The following is a 15615-nucleotide window of genomic DNA, read 5'->3' on the forward strand; positions in this document are numbered from 1 at the left end:
TTATTCAATTATCATTTCATAAAAAACGCAGAAATGTATAAACATGAATTACACATCCCCGCGTTTTTTCCGGTAATAATTCTCAAGCCTCTTGGGATTTTTCTTTTCCCTCAATAATCGTCTTTACCTCTTCTATTGTTTTATCTGTTGCAGATGCAATCAGTTCTATTGAAAGACCGTTTTTATACATTTTTGTAATGAGTCCTGCCTCACCCTCTGCACGCCCAATTGCGATACCTTCTTCCTTAACTCCCTGGCTCAAATTACACATAGTACTCATATCCTTTCTGAAATTCTCTTCTAATGGAATATCATATTCCTTTCCAATAATATCCAGCTTCTCGTCCACTGTAAGCTCTCTGGACAATAATGCTCCCAGCAGACGATGCAGCTCGTAGGTCTCATCATGCTCCGGCAGTTCCTTCGCAAGACCTATCATAATGATATTCAACAGATCCAGATTGCCCTTCCATTCATAAGAGCCGATCAGGTCTTCTTTGGTCAGATGAATATGACTCATGGTGTTTTCCTCCATATTCATACAGATCCAGATGGAATAGACACATTTGATGTCATCGTAGCTCGAATTCTCAAAATCCCGTTCTTTCTGGGAAGAAATCAATCTGCTCACGTAGAAGACTGCCCGGTTCAGGATCTCATATTCGCCGGGTTCATCCTTTTGTGCTTCCACATTAATAATGATCTGCGAAAGGCCATCCTTCATCCGCACATAGAATACAATGTCAAAACGCACCAGGCCTTCGTTCAGTTCCTGATTCTCTGTATTAAAACCAACAAGGCGTTGACCATTCTGAAAATGCACCGCATTCGTCAGTCCCGGCTCCACCGGCACGGCGCTGATATAAGGAAGTCCCTCTATCAGTGCTGCTACCTCGAGCGGATCCATCCCCTTAAATTCCTCCACGGTCTTCACCAGGATCCGCGCCAGGATGATCTTATGTGCTATCAGGCGTTTTGCGCTGTTATCGTATTGGGCGTCTCTGTCTGTTGCCATTACTGCACTCTTTAATTCCGTATTCAATGGTTTCCTCCTTTTGTGTCAGGTAATCATAGATACCGCCGGAAATAAAAGGATTTCGCCATATCTACATTATAACTTACCTGTTTTTCTGATACAACTGATTTTCTTTCTGTGTGGGTTTTCCTCTTCCCTTCTTCCTGGTTCTATGATTTAGGGAATCGGATGGGACATCAGCTTTCGCTGACATAGAAATTTTCATAAGTGAAATGTACTTATACGCAAAGTATAACTTATAATTCCTAATTAGACAATAAATATATTTTAATATCTAAATAGAATTGTCTTTTAAGTGTAATAGTATAATTACCCCTTAAAAGACAATCCTATAAATGATAATTTACCACGGTGATTGCTTATTAAATAATCCGGTTACTTACTTCGATATTATTTCAACAGTCGGCGTTATGCTGTCCAACCCGAGTTCGCTATCTTCCGCAACTCTATAATTAGTAACATCTATTGAGTACATATAATCCGAAATATCTGGATTTTCCTCATCAGCCGGAAGTTCAACTTCAAATGTCTTGAACTCGAACACATAAACCGTTCCTTCAACAAGCTTTCCGGTCATATCTTCCCGAAAGCGAAGTAAAAATGGTTTATCCTGAAAGAAGTGAACTACGGCAATCGTTTTTCCCGGAAGCGCACAGTAATCAGGCAAGAGTTGCTCAACAGTAGCTGTAAAAGACCCCGAAAACTGTGCATAGCACTTTTGGGGGTCGGTCATTTGCTGCTTCCCATCATTATATCCAGCCTCGTAGCCAGCCGTATAACCTTCTTCGTAGTTCGCATCATGCGTATCTGAACTTTGATCATTATTTCCACAGCCAGCCAATGAAAAAACCAACACAAGACAAAGAACCATTGCAATAATCTTTTTCATACTGTTTCCTCCCTCAAATTCCGATTTAGTTCAATTCACTTTTATCATATAAAAAAGCCTCCCTTTCAAATATTATTATATCCAAAAGGGAGAGCTTTTTCCATTAATATTCTCCCTTTTCGGAAAAGTGTTCCCGCTGTTCATTTCCCCAATTTTAGTGTATATTCATACATTTCTTAATTTTTCGAGCAATTTGAGCAACTGTATCTTGGATTTTGCCTACTGAATATTGAGAAAATTTAGGCTGAGAATTGAAAAAAGGCTATCCCTTTATTGAGACAGCCTTTTGAATTTAATTTGACTTATCTATCGTTTATTCTCTCATTCAGATTCTTCTCTGTATTCAAAGACGAACCACTTTTCATTCATATAAATTTCTATTGTATCGTCTGCCCCATACTGATAACCAAATCCACTTCCAAAATTAGACTGATTATCTTCTGTTGGTATTTCAGTTCCATCGACAGTTGATGTTATTTCTCCATCCATAGTGCCACAACGTGCATCCATGATGCTTTCTCTCCCTGTATCGTAGTATAATTTACCATCTATTCTTACCATAGGTATTCTATCCCACATGGCATTTGCTTCTGTCTGTTCTATCACGGTAATTTTATAAACCTCTCCTAATTGCGCAGGATATGATTCCATTATTTCTCCGTTATAGCTAATTTCTACGAAATCTCCAATTTGCAATTCAAGGTTCTCTTCGTTTGATATATAAAACTTATCTGCTGAATCAAGTTCCAAAGAACCATCTACCGGTTTTACTATTATTGAATCATGATTCGTTTCAATTACCGATGCCTGAAATGTTACCATTAGCGGTCTATTATCTGCCGAAGCAAGCATTTCAGTTATACAATTACCTAAAGCAGGCGTTGGTTTATAAATTCCTTGATATGGCTGTTCTACATATTCGATTCCTTTATCTACATAGTAAAAAAGAGTAGTTCCTGCCGCCCCATCACAATTTATATTGATCGTAATAGAATCTTTGTTAACCGGTGCATCATTGATTGATTGCTGACTAGTTGTTTCCATATCCATTAGCATAGATAAAAATTCATCAATAAACTCCGTAGCTTCACCTTCTGTGTTAGGTGACATAGCATATTTGTCACCGTCAGAGACACCAATCGATACAATATCCTCTCTGGCAGGCAATCTAATAGGATTCCCCTGTTCTTTTCTTCCACATGCACATAACATAATTGAAACAAAGTAGCAAAGACAAACAATACTGCATAATTTCTTTTTCATGGTCATAATCCTCCCCAAAATATATTTCGTATTATATGTTATCTAAGTGTATATTTCAATGTGTGGGAAATAGCCGGAACGTGTTTTTATGCATTGTGAATGCATGTTTATAGGCTCGTTTTCAGTGGGTACACAATTCCGAAAAGGGAGTTAATATTTTACTATTCTTCCACCTGCGCCGCCGTTTTCCCGGTGTACTGCACAGCAATGCGGTTCTCGGGATGGGCGTCTGTCAGGTACAGCACGCACAGGAAGATCCATTCTAAAGGTTTCATGATAAAATACACCAGATCCGCCGTGTATTTACTGTGGATCAGTCTCGCCACAGGGAACCCGTAAGTGTCATAAAAATGACGCAGTGCCCGGTGGAAGCCGGGAGTCCGTTCTTCCAACACCTGTTCAAAAGCATTGGCGATGCACAACTGACGGTTCACAATGACTTCATGCCCATGCCGCCTCCCCAGGCGGATAGGCTTTACGACCTTTTCATGACCGCCGGCAGCTACCGTGCAGAGATAATGTTCATCATACATGACATTCTGCGGTGCCTGCCTGAGAGACAGATTCCAGTCGCTGGTCTCCGTGAATGCTTTAATCACAGAATCCGGTGCCTGCCCAAACAGCATGAGGATTGCGATCAGGATCCCCAACAGTGGGAACATCAATACCAGTCCCAGCACCGGCCACCATGCAGCCTTCCGCAATATGCTGTCACACCAACGCAGCATGGGATTCTGATAAATCTTCCCCGTCCCAAAGTGTTCCGCCTCCGCATTCTGCACCAGTGCATTCCACTCCCGTATTTTCTTCAGAAGCAGTCGCACCACCAGCAGCACACAGCACAGTGGAAATAATAACAAATATCCATCAAGCAAAATCGTCGGCTTGAATATCTGTACTGTGAACAGGATCAGCTCTAACAGTCCCAGGTACATTGCGGAAATCGACAGGACTGTCACAAGGGGCGGCAGCTTCCGAAGCGGAATGCTCTGCAGGATCTCATACCCTATAAATGCCAGCAGCAGAAGTACTATAAAAGTAACCATGGAACCACTGTAAATCGGTGTATGTTTATTGGAATTGCTTAACTGCGCCTGCCAGTCAGCGGATGTCACATCCATAATCAACCCCAAATAACAAAGTTCATAGAATCCGCCCAGCCAAAATACGTGCTGGTCAAACAGCCAGTCTCCTTTCACCGGACGTTCCCATGCTTCACCGATCAGGCAGATTACTTCACTGATGGTCAGCACCACAGGAAATACCAGTACCGCTCCCATTAAAATTGCCCAGGTAAATACTTCCGTAAAAGCCTTAATAATTTCCAACACATAATCTCTTTGCTCATAATGAATAACAGAGGCTATGATCGTAAAAAGCGCATAGCCCAGTCCGATAAATATAGAAATCAGCCATGCAAGCAACACCGGATGCTTTTTATAAAACTTTATTTTTTCCGTATTCATTTCTTTATTTTCCATCGATTCTTGCCTCTATCTGTTTCCGCGCCATATATCTGGAAATATTAAATGTCCGCAGAGATGTCTGATCCAGACGCTTCTTATTATGGTTCAGGTAATAATATCCGAATCCCTTCGGCTGATAACTCCCCCACCACTGAGCCTGCGTATCTTCACTCATAATATCCGTAGGGTTCTCCAGTTCATAGGCGCCAAAATCATACCCAAGGCTCTCCATATAAGGAATAATGGCCGGTGCCGCATCCGCACTCAGATCACTCAGATAAGAGTAGTCATTATATTCTGATCCCCGGAAAAACGGTCCGGCGAAAAAATCATCTCCGTAATCCTGCGCCACGGATTCTTCCCAGCCTGTACCGTCCGCGCCGGGTGCATTGGCAATATTCACTCTGGCTATAATATAGTCGGGATGGCTGAAGGACAATGCCAGATACAGCACGGTCACTATCACCACACCATAGCGGAACAAAGGGAAGCTTTCCCGGTAAATGTTGATCAGTACTCCGACAAACATGACGAATAATACTGCCAGCATCCACAATACGAAGATCCGCAGGAAAGTCAGATAATAATACCGGATGTAAATGATCATTCGCATTACGCTGGACGCGATCATGATAAAAGTACATAATGACATAATCGTCATAATCGCTTTCAGTACCTTGCTCTCCCTAAAAAAGCTGAGGCACACCAATACCAGGATCAGATTCAGAATGCTGACAGCCAGCAGCTGGAAAAAGCCCTCTCTTGCATACTGTGCGTAAGTATAATCCTCCGGCAGCTGCATTTTCCCCAAGAACAATCCGAAGATCTGAATACCGGAAAACAGCAGATACAATAGTGACAGCAGTGACATAATCGTAATTGCCAGTACCGGCTCACCCTTTCTGCAATCCTTCACTTCTTCCGGGATGCTTCTCTTGCACAGATAGGAAGTCAGTGCGTAGGCGGCAAAGAACAGAAACGTTACCCGGATGACTATGTTAAATACATTGCCCGGACGGATCCAGTTCATAAAATCCATTGTCATCTTACGGAATACCGCATCGGCAGAACTTAACAGTCCGGCTGCTATGAGTAGAATAGGAAGTGCGATCACTACTCCCAGCAGCCCGTACCATACCTTTTTATTTACTTTTCCTTTTTCACGAAAATAGGCTTTGCCATCGGAAAAAGGCTTCCCCAGTTCCCCGAAGCTCATAACCACCAATTGGCAGATGCTTCCCACATATTTTCCTAGCTTCCACTTTTTCGTATCAAAATATTGATTCAGCAGCAGACACATCACTAACAGAAACACCGCCAGCTTGTTCAGACCTATGATCGCCCATCCGTCGGTGCAGAAGGTGGATACCCCCAGCAGCAGAATGCTGACCATATAAAAGGCGCTCCCTTTTTTCAAGGTAATCTCTAGTTTTGACAGCGAGAAGACAAAATACAGTAAAGTGCCTGCGAGAAAAAAAGGGAAGGTAATTCCCGATCCGTTATGAAACATGCAAAACGCATAGAACACGGCATAGAGAAACGTCACCGGTCCAAAGAAATTAAAATGTTCCTTCATGCGCTTTGTCTCCACAGTCTCTGTTTTTTCCACTACCCGGACTACATTCTGCCCGGAAATCTGTTCCTGATTTATTGAATTTGTTTCCTGTACTGCTGTATTTTCCTGCATTATGATCTCCCCCTCTCAGGTTTTATTTGGTTTCCTCTTCTTTTGTGTCTTCTACATACTCCAGAATGTCTCCGGGCTGGCAATGCAGCACCTCGCAGATGGATTCCAGTGTAGAGAAACGAATTGCTTTTGCTTTATTATTTTTCAGGATGGATAAATTTGCCTGTGTCAGATCCACCTGATTCGCCAGTTCTGTCAGGCTGATCTTCCGCTTTGCCATCATTACATCCAGATTTACAATGATTCCCATAATAGATGCCTTTCTAATTTTGAATTTCCGTTCAGCCGGCGTCATTTACATAGTCGCGTATCACACGCTCTATCACTTCGTGACTGAATTTTTAGATTGTTAAGTCGTTTTCTTCCTTGTAGCGCACGGCTTCTTCAAATACCATCGCCAGCACTTTGCTGAACATGCCTGCAATGATAAATACCAGAATGATCACCAGCATGGCAATGGTCAGGTACACCACACATCTCACAGCGCTCATGGCCGCGATGAAAAAACTTAAGTCTCCCATTCTCCTAAGACTCGCCACATTTTCCGGTACAAAGCAGTTCTCCGCAAGCACCGTGCCAAACATCTTCCGCAGTTCATCGACCAGTAATAACGCCAGCACGCCCAGAATGGCGAATATGATCACTGCCGGAAGGTAATGCTCCTCCACCGCCTCCAGATATTTTCCTATGTATTTGAGACTAAACGGCAGACTTATCGTCACCAGTATCCCCGCATAGAACATGAAATCCAGCAGGTACTTTGTCCCCTTCGCCAAAGATAACTTTTTCTCCCGCAGCTCCTTTTCCGACAACTCTCTCTTCTCCATAATGAATACCTCTTTCCTTCTTGGTAGCCTTAACATATCACTCTATTATACGAATGTCAATATAATTTTATTGATATTCGATAAATATATATTGACATTCGTATATCTTTCTACATATTGTAACTTATACCAGAAGAAAATACCTGTTTTTTCATTGCAAATCAAAATAATGCTGGAATTATTAACATGAATGAAAATAATTGATATAGACATTCTCAGTGCTTTTTTTTACAATGAAAATAGTAAAAAACGAAAAGGAGGATTTTTATGGAATCCGTTTTACTATCCGCACGCTGTACTGCAAACACCGCAACTGTGTTCTGGAATAAGCCGGAAAATGCCAATGCCGACACAGTGTATGAAGTTTCTCTCGATGGTGGACATTCTGTTCACACAAATCGGACACATTATACATTCACAGAATTGATACCCAATACTGAATATTGTGTTACTGTCTACAATATCGGCAGTATCCGCATCTGTACCTCACCTGCACGGCACCGCATCTATGTAACGGAAGAACCCTACAATGCCGTGGGTGATGGAAAAACGCTGAATACTGCTGCGCTCCAACAGGCTTTTACAGACTGTGGGCCAAATGACGAAGTATACTTTCCTGCCGGAATCTATCTGACCGAAGCTCTTGATCTGCATAGTTGTATGTCCGTGTGTCTGGAGAAAGACGCTGTTTTACAGGGAAGTTCTGACCCCACAGATTATCTGCCTCGTATCTGGAGCCGTTTTGAAGGCACGGAGCAGGAATGTTACCGCAGTCTTTTAAACGCCGGACAGCTTGATCATACCGCAGGTGCAAATTGCGAAAACATCCTGCTTTATGGGAAGGGAACCATTAGTGGCGGTGGGCATGTTCTGGCTGAGCGCATGATCGATATCGAACGGGAGAATCTCAGGGAATATCTTGCCCAAAATGCTGCACTGGTTGCCACCTGTGAGAATGACCGTACCATTCCGGGACGTGTCCGCGGACGACTTATTAATTTAAGCAACTGCTCCCGTATTCGTATTACAGGGCTGACTTTACAAAACGGCGCAGCATGGAATGTCCATATGATCTACTGTGATGACATTGTGACTGACCACTGCACGCTACGCTCTGGCGGTATTTGGAACGGCGATGGCTGGGACCCGGATTCTTCCACAAACTGCACGTTATTTGCAACGGAATTTGAAACCGAAGATGACTCCGTTGCCATCAAATCCGGTAAGAATCCCGAAGGTAATGCCATTAATCGTCCTACAAAGCATATCTGCGTATTTGACTGCCACAGCAACGGCGGTCATGGTATCTGTATTGGCAGTGAAATGTCTGGCGGTGTTGCAGATGTGCAAATTTGGGATTGCGATATAGCTGCCTCTTCCAATGGCATTGAAATCAAAGGAACCCCTAAGCGTGGCGGATATGTGCGCAATGTCACTGTACGCGACTGCACCTTCCCCCGCCTGCTCATTCATTCTGTTCCATACAATGATGACGGCATTCCTGCTTCAGAGCAGCCTTATTTTGAAGATTTTCGCTTTGAACGGCTGCATCTGACCGGACAAAAACAGGAGCACGGCACAGTGGAATCCGTTGCCCCCATTGAAATTGATGGTTTTACTGCACCTGGGCATAAAATCAAAAATGTACTTTTGTCAGACTGTGTACTGCCGCCGAATGCGAAGCTTCTGCTTTCGAGATATGATGCACTGACAATTTCCAATTTACATACGGAAGAGGATCAAGATGCATCCCGATACTCCACAACATTATGATTATATTACAATGGAGAATATAACCGGCAGCATCGAAGGCTTTCTCAACATAAAACCCCGGACACAGTTTTGGCATAGACTCTGAACCAAGCCAGTATCAGCTGATGGATTTTTACATTCTACAATTTAAATATTTACCATTTTCACAAAGCGGGTGATTGTCAATGAATATGAGTAAAATCGATATGACACAAGGTTCTATTTTAGGCCGCGCAGCACAGTTTGCATTGCCGATCTGCATCGGAAATATCTTACAACAGTTATACGGAACCGTTGATACTTTGGTCATCGGTAATTTTTGTGATGCATCCGCTTTGGCCGCTGTGGCCACAAGTTCCCAGCCACTGGAGATTCTTTTGTGTATCTTTCTTGGCATTGGTTCCGGAATATCCATCCTGATTTCACAAGCGGCAGGTGCCTCCGATGCCGATCAACTGCGTAAACTTGCACAAACCGCAGTGTTTTTTCTGTACGCTGCCAGTCTGCCGCTTACGTTGTTAGGCGTAGCTGCCGGACCGTTCCTTCTCAGGCTGATGCAGGTGCCTGCCGATGCCATGCCCTATGCCATTGTGTATTTGCGTATCACAACGTTAGGCATTCTCGGCAATATGGGATATAACTTTAACGCAGGCATTTTACGGGGTCTGGGAAACAGTACTTCCTCGCTGTTATTTCTTGGCATTTCCTGCGTTACCAATATTGTTCTGGACCTTGTACTGACTGCTGGTTTGGGAATGGGCGTCACCGGTGTTGCCATCGCAACTGCTGCCTCACTGTTTCTGTCCTGGATGTTCAGCATCTTCTACATCCGTCATACTTATCCTGCCATGAATTTTCCTGTTTTTGCGCATGGTTTTGACCTTCCTATTCTTCATGAAATGTTAAAGATCGGCCTGCCGCTCGGACTGAATACCTCACTTTATTCTGTCGGTCATGTGCTGCTTCAGGCACTTTATAACACGCTTGGGTCCACCTTCGTAGCCGGATGCTCTGTTGCCGGTAAAGTCAGCGGCATTGCTAATATTGCCATTACTTCCTATTCTTCTGCGGCTACTGTGTTTGCCGGGCAGAACCTTGGTGCCCGGAACTACCGTCGTTTATGCTGCGGTGCATGGCAGATACCGCTCTGTTCCGGCATCGTCACCCTTGCAGGGGGATTACTTGTGACTGCTTTTTGCCATCCTCTGCTGATGTTGTTCAGCCGTGATCCGGCCGTGTTGGCTTTTGCACAGCGATATACTTATCTTGTTCTGCCATTCACCTGGGCCTACGCCGTGTTCAATGGCATTATGTGCTTTATCAATGGTATCGGAGAGATTCGCTATCCCACTATCGTAAATATTCTGCTATTATGGGTTGTCCGAATCCCTGCCGCTTATCTCATCATGTATGCCGGCTATGGCGAATATGCCATGGTCAGTGTTTCCGCCAGCTTTATTACCGGCATGATTGCCATGCTCTTCTACTTTAAATCCAGGCGCTGGGGCGCTATTTGTGCCCTTGCAAAAAAACAGGAATACCCACCATTAATTACTGACTTGCCAGATTCATAAAAATTTACATACTTCTTAAAAATAATCACATGGATTTTCCTTTTGTCCTGCCCTATAATAAGCGCAATTACAGGCCACAGGGCAAAAGGAGGACTACCATGTTATATCCAATCATGAACCGTTCCCGCAGCTTGATCGATCTGGGAGGAGTATGGCAATTTCAATTAGGAGATGAGACAGAGCCGGAGGATCTCTGGAGCGGACCGCAGGAAATGGACCTGATTGCCGTGCCGGCTTCTTATAATGACCAGAAGGATGATCCGTCTTATCGGAATCATTACGGTTGGGCTTATTACGAGCGAACCGTGGAACTCCCGGCACTTTTGTGCGGAAGCAACGGACAGCGTCAGGTACTGCGTTTTGATGCCGTGACCCATGTTGCAAAAGTTTATATCAATGGGAAACTGATTATGACACATAAGGGTGGTTTTCTCCCCTTTGAAGTAGAGATCACGGATCTGATTCCGGAGGATGGGCACCTTACCATCGGTGTCGCTGTGGACAACCGGATCAGCCACAGCACTCTGCCCATCGGCAACGAAGGTAATATTGCCTTCTTCGGCTCGGACAATCCCGGCATTCCCAGTGTGGAAGCCGCAAAAATATGGAGAAAGAAACAGAATCTGCCGAATTTTGATTTCTTTAATTTTGCAGGTATCAACCGTCCGGTACGCATCTACAGCACTCCGGCCTCCTACATCAGAGACATTGCTCTGGTCCCGTCTATCGAAGGTGACACCGGCGTCTTAAATTACGAAATTCTCACGGATGGGATAGATAGTGACGCTCCTGTCACTTTAAAAATCATAGACGCAGAAAGCAACTGCAAAGCAGAAGCCACCGGCCGAAAGGGAGAGCTTCGGATCCCGCAGGTCCATCTCTGGCAGCCTTATCCCGGCACTCCTTACCTGTACAAGGCGGAAGTTCATTACGGAGAGGACTGCTATACGGAAGAATTCGGTTTCCGTACCGTAGAGGTGAAGGGAACGCAGTTTCTGATCAACGGGGAGCCTTTTTATTTCAAGGGCTTCAGCAAGCATGAGGATTCCTTTTTCCGCGGAAGAGGACTGGATCTCTGCCTCGATGTAAAGGATATTAATCTTCTACACTGGATCCATGCCAACTCCTTCCGCACCAGCCATTACCCTTACGCGGAGGAGATCTACCGGCTCTGTGACAGAGAAGGTATCGTTATTATTGACGAGACGCCCGCCGTGGGCATCGGTGCCGGAGAGAGCTGTGATCCTTATAAGACATTTCCCATAAGAGAGCATCACGAACAGGTACTACGGGATCTGATCGCACGGGACAAAAATCATCCCTGCGTTGTCATGTGGTCCATGGGAAACGAACCGGATACCGAGCATTTCCCGGAATCCGCCTATGATTACTGGCATTCTCTCTATGAATTTACCCACCGGCTGGATCCTCAGAACCGCCCCGTGACCTTTGTCTGCTGCCAGAATAATTACGAGAAGGACATTGTGACCAGAACCATGGATGTAGTCTGTCTCAACCGCTATTACGGATGGTACAATCTCTCCGGTGATCTGGAGGCTGCATCCTACGCCTGGAATCTGGAACTGGATTTCTGGGAAAAGATCGGAAAACCCGTGATGATGACCGAATACGGCGCCGATACTCTCGCCGGGCTCCATAACTGTGCGCCGGAAATGTGGAGTGAAGAATTTCAGGTAGAACTTTATAAAATGTACAGCAAGGCCTTCGACGGAAGAGACTTTTTTATCGGGGAACAGGCATGGAACTTCGCCGATTATGCCACCCTGCAGGGCTGTATGCGCGCAGACGGCAACCGGAAAGGCATCTTTACCCGAGACCGCCGTCCGAAACTGATCGCCCATTATTTCCGGGACAGATGGGAGCATATTCCGAATTTCCATTACAAGAACAAGAATAATTCATAAGATGAGCCACTTAAAAACAGCAGCGATACCTAACATATCGCTGCTGTTTCTGGATTTATTCTACGGTGATGGTGTACTCCCTGCGGAATACCCCGCCCGCCTGCAGAGTATTGCCATACTCCCGCTGTTCCAGGCTGCCGTCGAAGGTCGTCCGGTCGCATCTGCCGTACCAGGGCTCGATGCAGATAAACGGTGCTCCCTTGCCTGCGGGAGACCACAGCCCGAATAACGGAGCGTCAAAGCTTACGGTAAGGTAAGGCTTTTTGTCCGGAGTACACAGGCTCACTACGGAAGCCTGGTGGTTCTCCACAATCAGAGCATCCCTGTCAAACAGATGCTCTGTGATCTGCGCATAGCCGTTTTTCACCGGCAGTACATCCTTTTGCTGTCCCATGAGTCCTCGTCCGTCATCCGCCACCAGTCCGTAAGTCAGATCTTTGTCGGCATCAAACTTAAAATAATATTCCGACTGCTTTCCTTTTCCATTCACAGGACACATGAATGCGGGATGTCCGCCGATGGAAAAGTACAGTGTTTTTGTATCCGGATTTTCCACCTGCCAGATGACCTTCAGATTTCTTCCTTCTAATTCATAACCTACTTTTAAAATAAACTCGAACGGGTACTTCTCTTTGGCTTCTTCATTAGATCTCAGGGAAAACCATGCTTCCGTCGCCGTCTGTACATCCACGGCAAACTCCATATCTCTGGCAAAACCGTGCTGTCCCATGGAATAGGTCTTTCCTTCATAATGATATTCCTTATTTTTCAGACTGCCCACAAAGGGGAACAGTACCGGTGCACTTCTCTTCCAGAATTTCGCATCCGCATTCCACAGATACTCAGTATCTGTCTCTTTCCCCCGAATACTTGCAAGTTCTGCGCCAAAGCTGTTGATCGTTACCTTTAAAGCTTCATTTTCCAATACTACCTGCATATTACATACCTTCCTCTCTTTTTCCCACATTATACCTCATAACAGTTCATCCGTGAACCTATTCGGGCGCAAAAATCATGCTCTATACTATCTGTTATCCTTTAACCCGGCCGTTTTCAGCCAGTGGCCGGACAAATATCTGCTCACGAAGCAGATCACGCGGAAGATCCAGTCCAGTACCATGGCGATCCAGACACCAATGGCTCCGTAGCCCATGTTCACACCGATGATATAACTGAAACCGATGCGGAACATGAACATAGAGAATATGGACAGCACCATGGTAAAGCGCACGTCATTGCAGGCACGAAGCATGTTCGGCAGTACAAAAGATGCTGGCCACAAAAACATTGCCATGCCATTGTGGATCATGACCAGAATGTAGGACAACTGCGTGGTCTCCGTGCTTAATCCGTAGCATTTCAGGATCCAGGGCAGACACAGCAGGATGACGCTGTTTACCATAAAGGTACACAAGTAGGTAATCTTCAATAATTTTTTCGTATAGTGCCGTACCTGTCCGGAATCACCGGCACCGACGCAGCGCCCGATCACCGTGATCATTGCCAGATTCATAGCCTGTCCCACGATACAGCCCATGCTGTCTAAGCTGTTCGCCACGCCGTTGGCAGCGATCTGCACGGTTCCGAAGCCAGCGATAATGCTCACCACGATAACACGTCCCAGCTGGAAAATCCCGTTTTCAATACCACTGGGAATACCGATATAAAAGATCTTATGAATCACAGGCCAGTCAATCCGAAATTTTTCTTTTAACAGATGCACTTCGTTGGACGGATTTTTCAATAAGTGATACAGGATAAAACCCGCCACACCACGGGAGATCAGGGAAGGGATCGCCACACCGGCCACGCCCAGTCCCAACACATAAACACCCAAAGCATTACCGCCGATGTTAATGATATTTTCCACCACGGAGACCTTCAGCGTGATCTGGGAATTTCCCATGGAGCGGAACAGCGCCGCACAGGAATTGTACAGGGCAAGGAACGGGAAGGACAGTGCAGAGATCATCATATAGATCACAGCATTATGAAATACGTCCGCTTCAATTTTACCGAAAAATAGGGAAATGATGCCATTACAGAACACCATGACCAAAATCGAAATACCGATGGTAATGCATACGGAGGACACGATCAACTGTTTTGCAGATTTGCAGGCGTCCTCTTTTTTCCCGGCTCCGAGGAACTGGGAAGTCACCACCGCGCCACCGGTAGCCAGTGCCGCCAACACACTGATGATCAGGTTATTGAACATGTCGATCAGGGATACGCCGGAGACCGCCGCCTCGCCCGCCGAAGAGATCATGACGGTATCCGCCATGCCCACAGTGATTGCCAGTGCCTGTTCAAATAAGAGTGGAATAATCAGTTTTTTCAGATCATCTTTTGAAAATAGTTTTGTTTTGCTTGCTTCCATTGCTTTTTACCCGGTTATTTATCCATGCGATACAATTTCAGGGAATTGTCCCATGCCGCCTTGCGCACTTCTTCCTCTGTGATCTCCTTGATCTGTGCCATGGCAGCGATCACATAGGGAATATTCAGGGAACTGTTGCGTTTGCCGCGGTTCGGTTCCGGTGCCAGATACGGGCAATCCGTCTCCAATACAATGCGATCCATGGGAATGTACTCTACCGCTTCCTTCAGCTTCTTTGCATTTTTAAAAGTCAGCACGCCGCCGATTCCGAAGTAGAATCCCATATCCAGGAAAATCTTCGCCGTCTCCTTCGTATAGGAATAACAGTGAATTACACCGCCGATCTCCTCCGCGCGCGCCTCCGTCATGAGATCCACAGTATCCTTCGCCGCATCCCGGGAATGAATGATAACGGGCTTTCGGATCTCTCGCGCCAGATCCAGCTGCCGCAGGAACCACTTCTTCTGTGTCTCGTGATCCGGCTCCGGCCAGTAATAATCCAGTCCGATCTCTCCCACCGCCAGGCATTTCTTTTTCCGGCACTGTTCCTTCAGCCAGGAATAAGATTCCTCATCCAGTTCCGCGGTCTCGCTGGGATGCACACCGATGGCTCCGTAGATATAATCATATCGTTCCATCAGCTCCAGTACTTTCCTGCAGGAAGCAAGGCTCGCACCTACATCCACCACCCGGGCAATCCCCTGCTCCGGCAGCGCCGCCAGAAGCTGTTCTCTGTCTTCATTAAATGCGTCATCGTCATAATGCGCATGGGTATCAAATATCGCAGTCATGTGAAATCTCCTTAATCAGGGTATC

Annotated in this window: 13 protein-coding genes; 3 read left to right on the top strand and 10 right to left on the bottom strand. The window is 45.4% G+C overall.

Annotated elements, in window-relative coordinates:
- Nucleotides 1-82: 82 nt before the first annotated feature.
- From DWZ61_RS13135 to DWZ61_RS13165, 7 genes are all read right to left on the bottom strand, one after another.
- Nucleotides 83-1042 (bottom strand): PD-(D/E)XK nuclease family transposase, encoded by a 960-nt coding sequence (locus tag DWZ61_RS13135; protein WP_118539006.1) that lies wholly within the window; start codon nt 1040-1042, stop codon nt 83-85.
- 373 nt (nt 1043-1415) lie between these two features.
- On the bottom strand, nt 1416-1925 hold the full coding sequence (locus DWZ61_RS13140; protein ID WP_243026418.1) for a hypothetical protein: 510 nt from the start codon (nt 1923-1925) through the stop codon (nt 1416-1418).
- Nucleotides 1926-2246: 321 nt separating this feature from the next.
- Nucleotides 2247-3188: a DUF5301 domain-containing protein gene (locus DWZ61_RS13145; RefSeq protein ID WP_242993434.1), complete on the bottom strand. Its 942-nt coding sequence runs from the start codon at nt 3186-3188 to the stop codon at nt 2247-2249.
- Nucleotides 3189-3349: 161 nt separating this feature from the next.
- Nucleotides 3350-4669: a DUF6688 family protein gene (locus DWZ61_RS13150; protein ID WP_243026419.1), complete on the bottom strand. Its 1320-nt coding sequence runs from the start codon at nt 4667-4669 to the stop codon at nt 3350-3352.
- Entirely contained in the window at nt 4659-6341 is a 1683-nt protein-coding gene (locus DWZ61_RS13155) for a DUF4173 domain-containing protein (RefSeq protein WP_118539008.1), read from the bottom strand. The genes DWZ61_RS13150 and DWZ61_RS13155 overlap by 11 nt, the downstream gene beginning before the upstream one ends.
- Before the next feature lie 22 nt (nt 6342-6363).
- Nucleotides 6364-6591: a helix-turn-helix transcriptional regulator gene (locus DWZ61_RS13160; protein ID WP_022154045.1), complete on the bottom strand. Its 228-nt coding sequence runs from the start codon at nt 6589-6591 to the stop codon at nt 6364-6366.
- A 91-nt stretch (nt 6592-6682) separates the two neighbouring features.
- Nucleotides 6683-7168 carry a DUF2975 domain-containing protein gene (locus DWZ61_RS13165; RefSeq protein ID WP_118539010.1) on the bottom strand — a complete coding sequence of 162 codons (486 nt, stop codon included), beginning with the start codon at nt 7166-7168 and terminating at the stop codon, nt 6683-6685.
- Between the two features lie 267 nt (nt 7169-7435).
- Here DWZ61_RS13165 and DWZ61_RS13170 point away from each other — a divergent pair, with 267 nt between their 5' ends.
- The 3 genes from DWZ61_RS13170 to uidA all read left to right on the top strand — a co-directional run bounded on the left by DWZ61_RS13170 (nt 7436) and on the right by uidA (nt 12419).
- Complete coding sequence (locus DWZ61_RS13170) at nt 7436-8941, top strand: glycosyl hydrolase family 28 protein (protein ID WP_118539012.1); 1506 nt, start codon at nt 7436-7438, stop codon at nt 8939-8941.
- 164 nt (nt 8942-9105) lie between these two features.
- Entirely contained in the window at nt 9106-10494 is a 1389-nt protein-coding gene (locus tag DWZ61_RS13175) for an MATE family efflux transporter (protein ID WP_118539014.1), read from the top strand.
- A gap of 98 nt (nt 10495-10592) precedes the next feature.
- A complete protein-coding gene (gene uidA / locus DWZ61_RS13180; RefSeq protein WP_118539016.1) occupies nt 10593-12419 on the top strand; it encodes a beta-glucuronidase in 1827 nt (608 codons plus the stop codon).
- A 55-nt stretch (nt 12420-12474) separates the two neighbouring features.
- On the opposite strand, the gene DWZ61_RS13185 is transcribed toward uidA, so the two are convergent.
- From DWZ61_RS13185 to DWZ61_RS13195, 3 genes are all read right to left on the bottom strand, one after another.
- On the bottom strand, nt 12475-13356 hold the full coding sequence (locus DWZ61_RS13185; protein WP_118539046.1) for an aldose 1-epimerase family protein: 882 nt from the start codon (nt 13354-13356) through the stop codon (nt 12475-12477).
- A gap of 87 nt (nt 13357-13443) precedes the next feature.
- Complete coding sequence (locus tag DWZ61_RS13190) at nt 13444-14799, bottom strand: MATE family efflux transporter (RefSeq protein ID WP_118539018.1); 1356 nt, start codon at nt 14797-14799, stop codon at nt 13444-13446.
- A gap of 14 nt (nt 14800-14813) precedes the next feature.
- A complete protein-coding gene (locus DWZ61_RS13195) occupies nt 14814-15590 on the bottom strand; it encodes a TatD family hydrolase (RefSeq protein WP_118539020.1) in 777 nt (258 codons plus the stop codon).
- Nucleotides 15591-15615 lie beyond the last annotated feature (25 nt).

This window comes from Clostridium sp. AF34-10BH (assembly GCF_003478095.1).
In the GTDB taxonomy this organism is placed as follows: domain Bacteria; phylum Bacillota; class Clostridia; order Lachnospirales; family Lachnospiraceae; genus Acetatifactor; species Acetatifactor acetigignens.

What these genes read in the sequence shown, in the direction of transcription:
- DWZ61_RS13140 (WP_243026418.1), bottom strand. Translation starts at nt 1,925, where the DNA reads ATGAAAAAGATTATTGCAATGGTTCTTTGTCTTGTGTTGGTTTTTTCA.
- DWZ61_RS13145 (WP_242993434.1), bottom strand. Translation starts at nt 3,188, where the DNA reads ATGAAAAAGAAATTATGCAGTATTGTTTGTCTTTGCTACTTTGTTTCA.
- DWZ61_RS13165 (WP_118539010.1), bottom strand. Translation starts at nt 7,168, where the DNA reads ATGGAGAAGAGAGAGTTGTCGGAAAAGGAGCTGCGGGAGAAAAAGTTA.
- DWZ61_RS13190 (WP_118539018.1), bottom strand. Translation starts at nt 14,799, where the DNA reads ATGGAAGCAAGCAAAACAAAACTATTTTCAAAAGATGATCTGAAAAAA.
- DWZ61_RS13155 (WP_118539008.1), bottom strand. Translation starts at nt 6,341, where the DNA reads ATGCAGGAAAATACAGCAGTACAGGAAACAAATTCAATAAATCAGGAA.
- DWZ61_RS13160 (WP_022154045.1), bottom strand. Translation starts at nt 6,591, where the DNA reads ATGGGAATCATTGTAAATCTGGATGTAATGATGGCAAAGCGGAAGATC.
- uidA (WP_118539016.1), top strand. Translation starts at nt 10,593, where the DNA reads ATGTTATATCCAATCATGAACCGTTCCCGCAGCTTGATCGATCTGGGA.
- DWZ61_RS13150 (WP_243026419.1), bottom strand. Translation starts at nt 4,669, where the DNA reads ATGGAAAATAAAGAAATGAATACGGAAAAAATAAAGTTTTATAAAAAG.
- DWZ61_RS13175 (WP_118539014.1), top strand. Translation starts at nt 9,106, where the DNA reads ATGAATATGAGTAAAATCGATATGACACAAGGTTCTATTTTAGGCCGC.
- DWZ61_RS13170 (WP_118539012.1), top strand. Translation starts at nt 7,436, where the DNA reads ATGGAATCCGTTTTACTATCCGCACGCTGTACTGCAAACACCGCAACT.
- DWZ61_RS13195 (WP_118539020.1), bottom strand. Translation starts at nt 15,590, where the DNA reads ATGACTGCGATATTTGATACCCATGCGCATTATGACGATGACGCATTT.
- DWZ61_RS13185 (WP_118539046.1), bottom strand. Translation starts at nt 13,356, where the DNA reads ATGCAGGTAGTATTGGAAAATGAAGCTTTAAAGGTAACGATCAACAGC.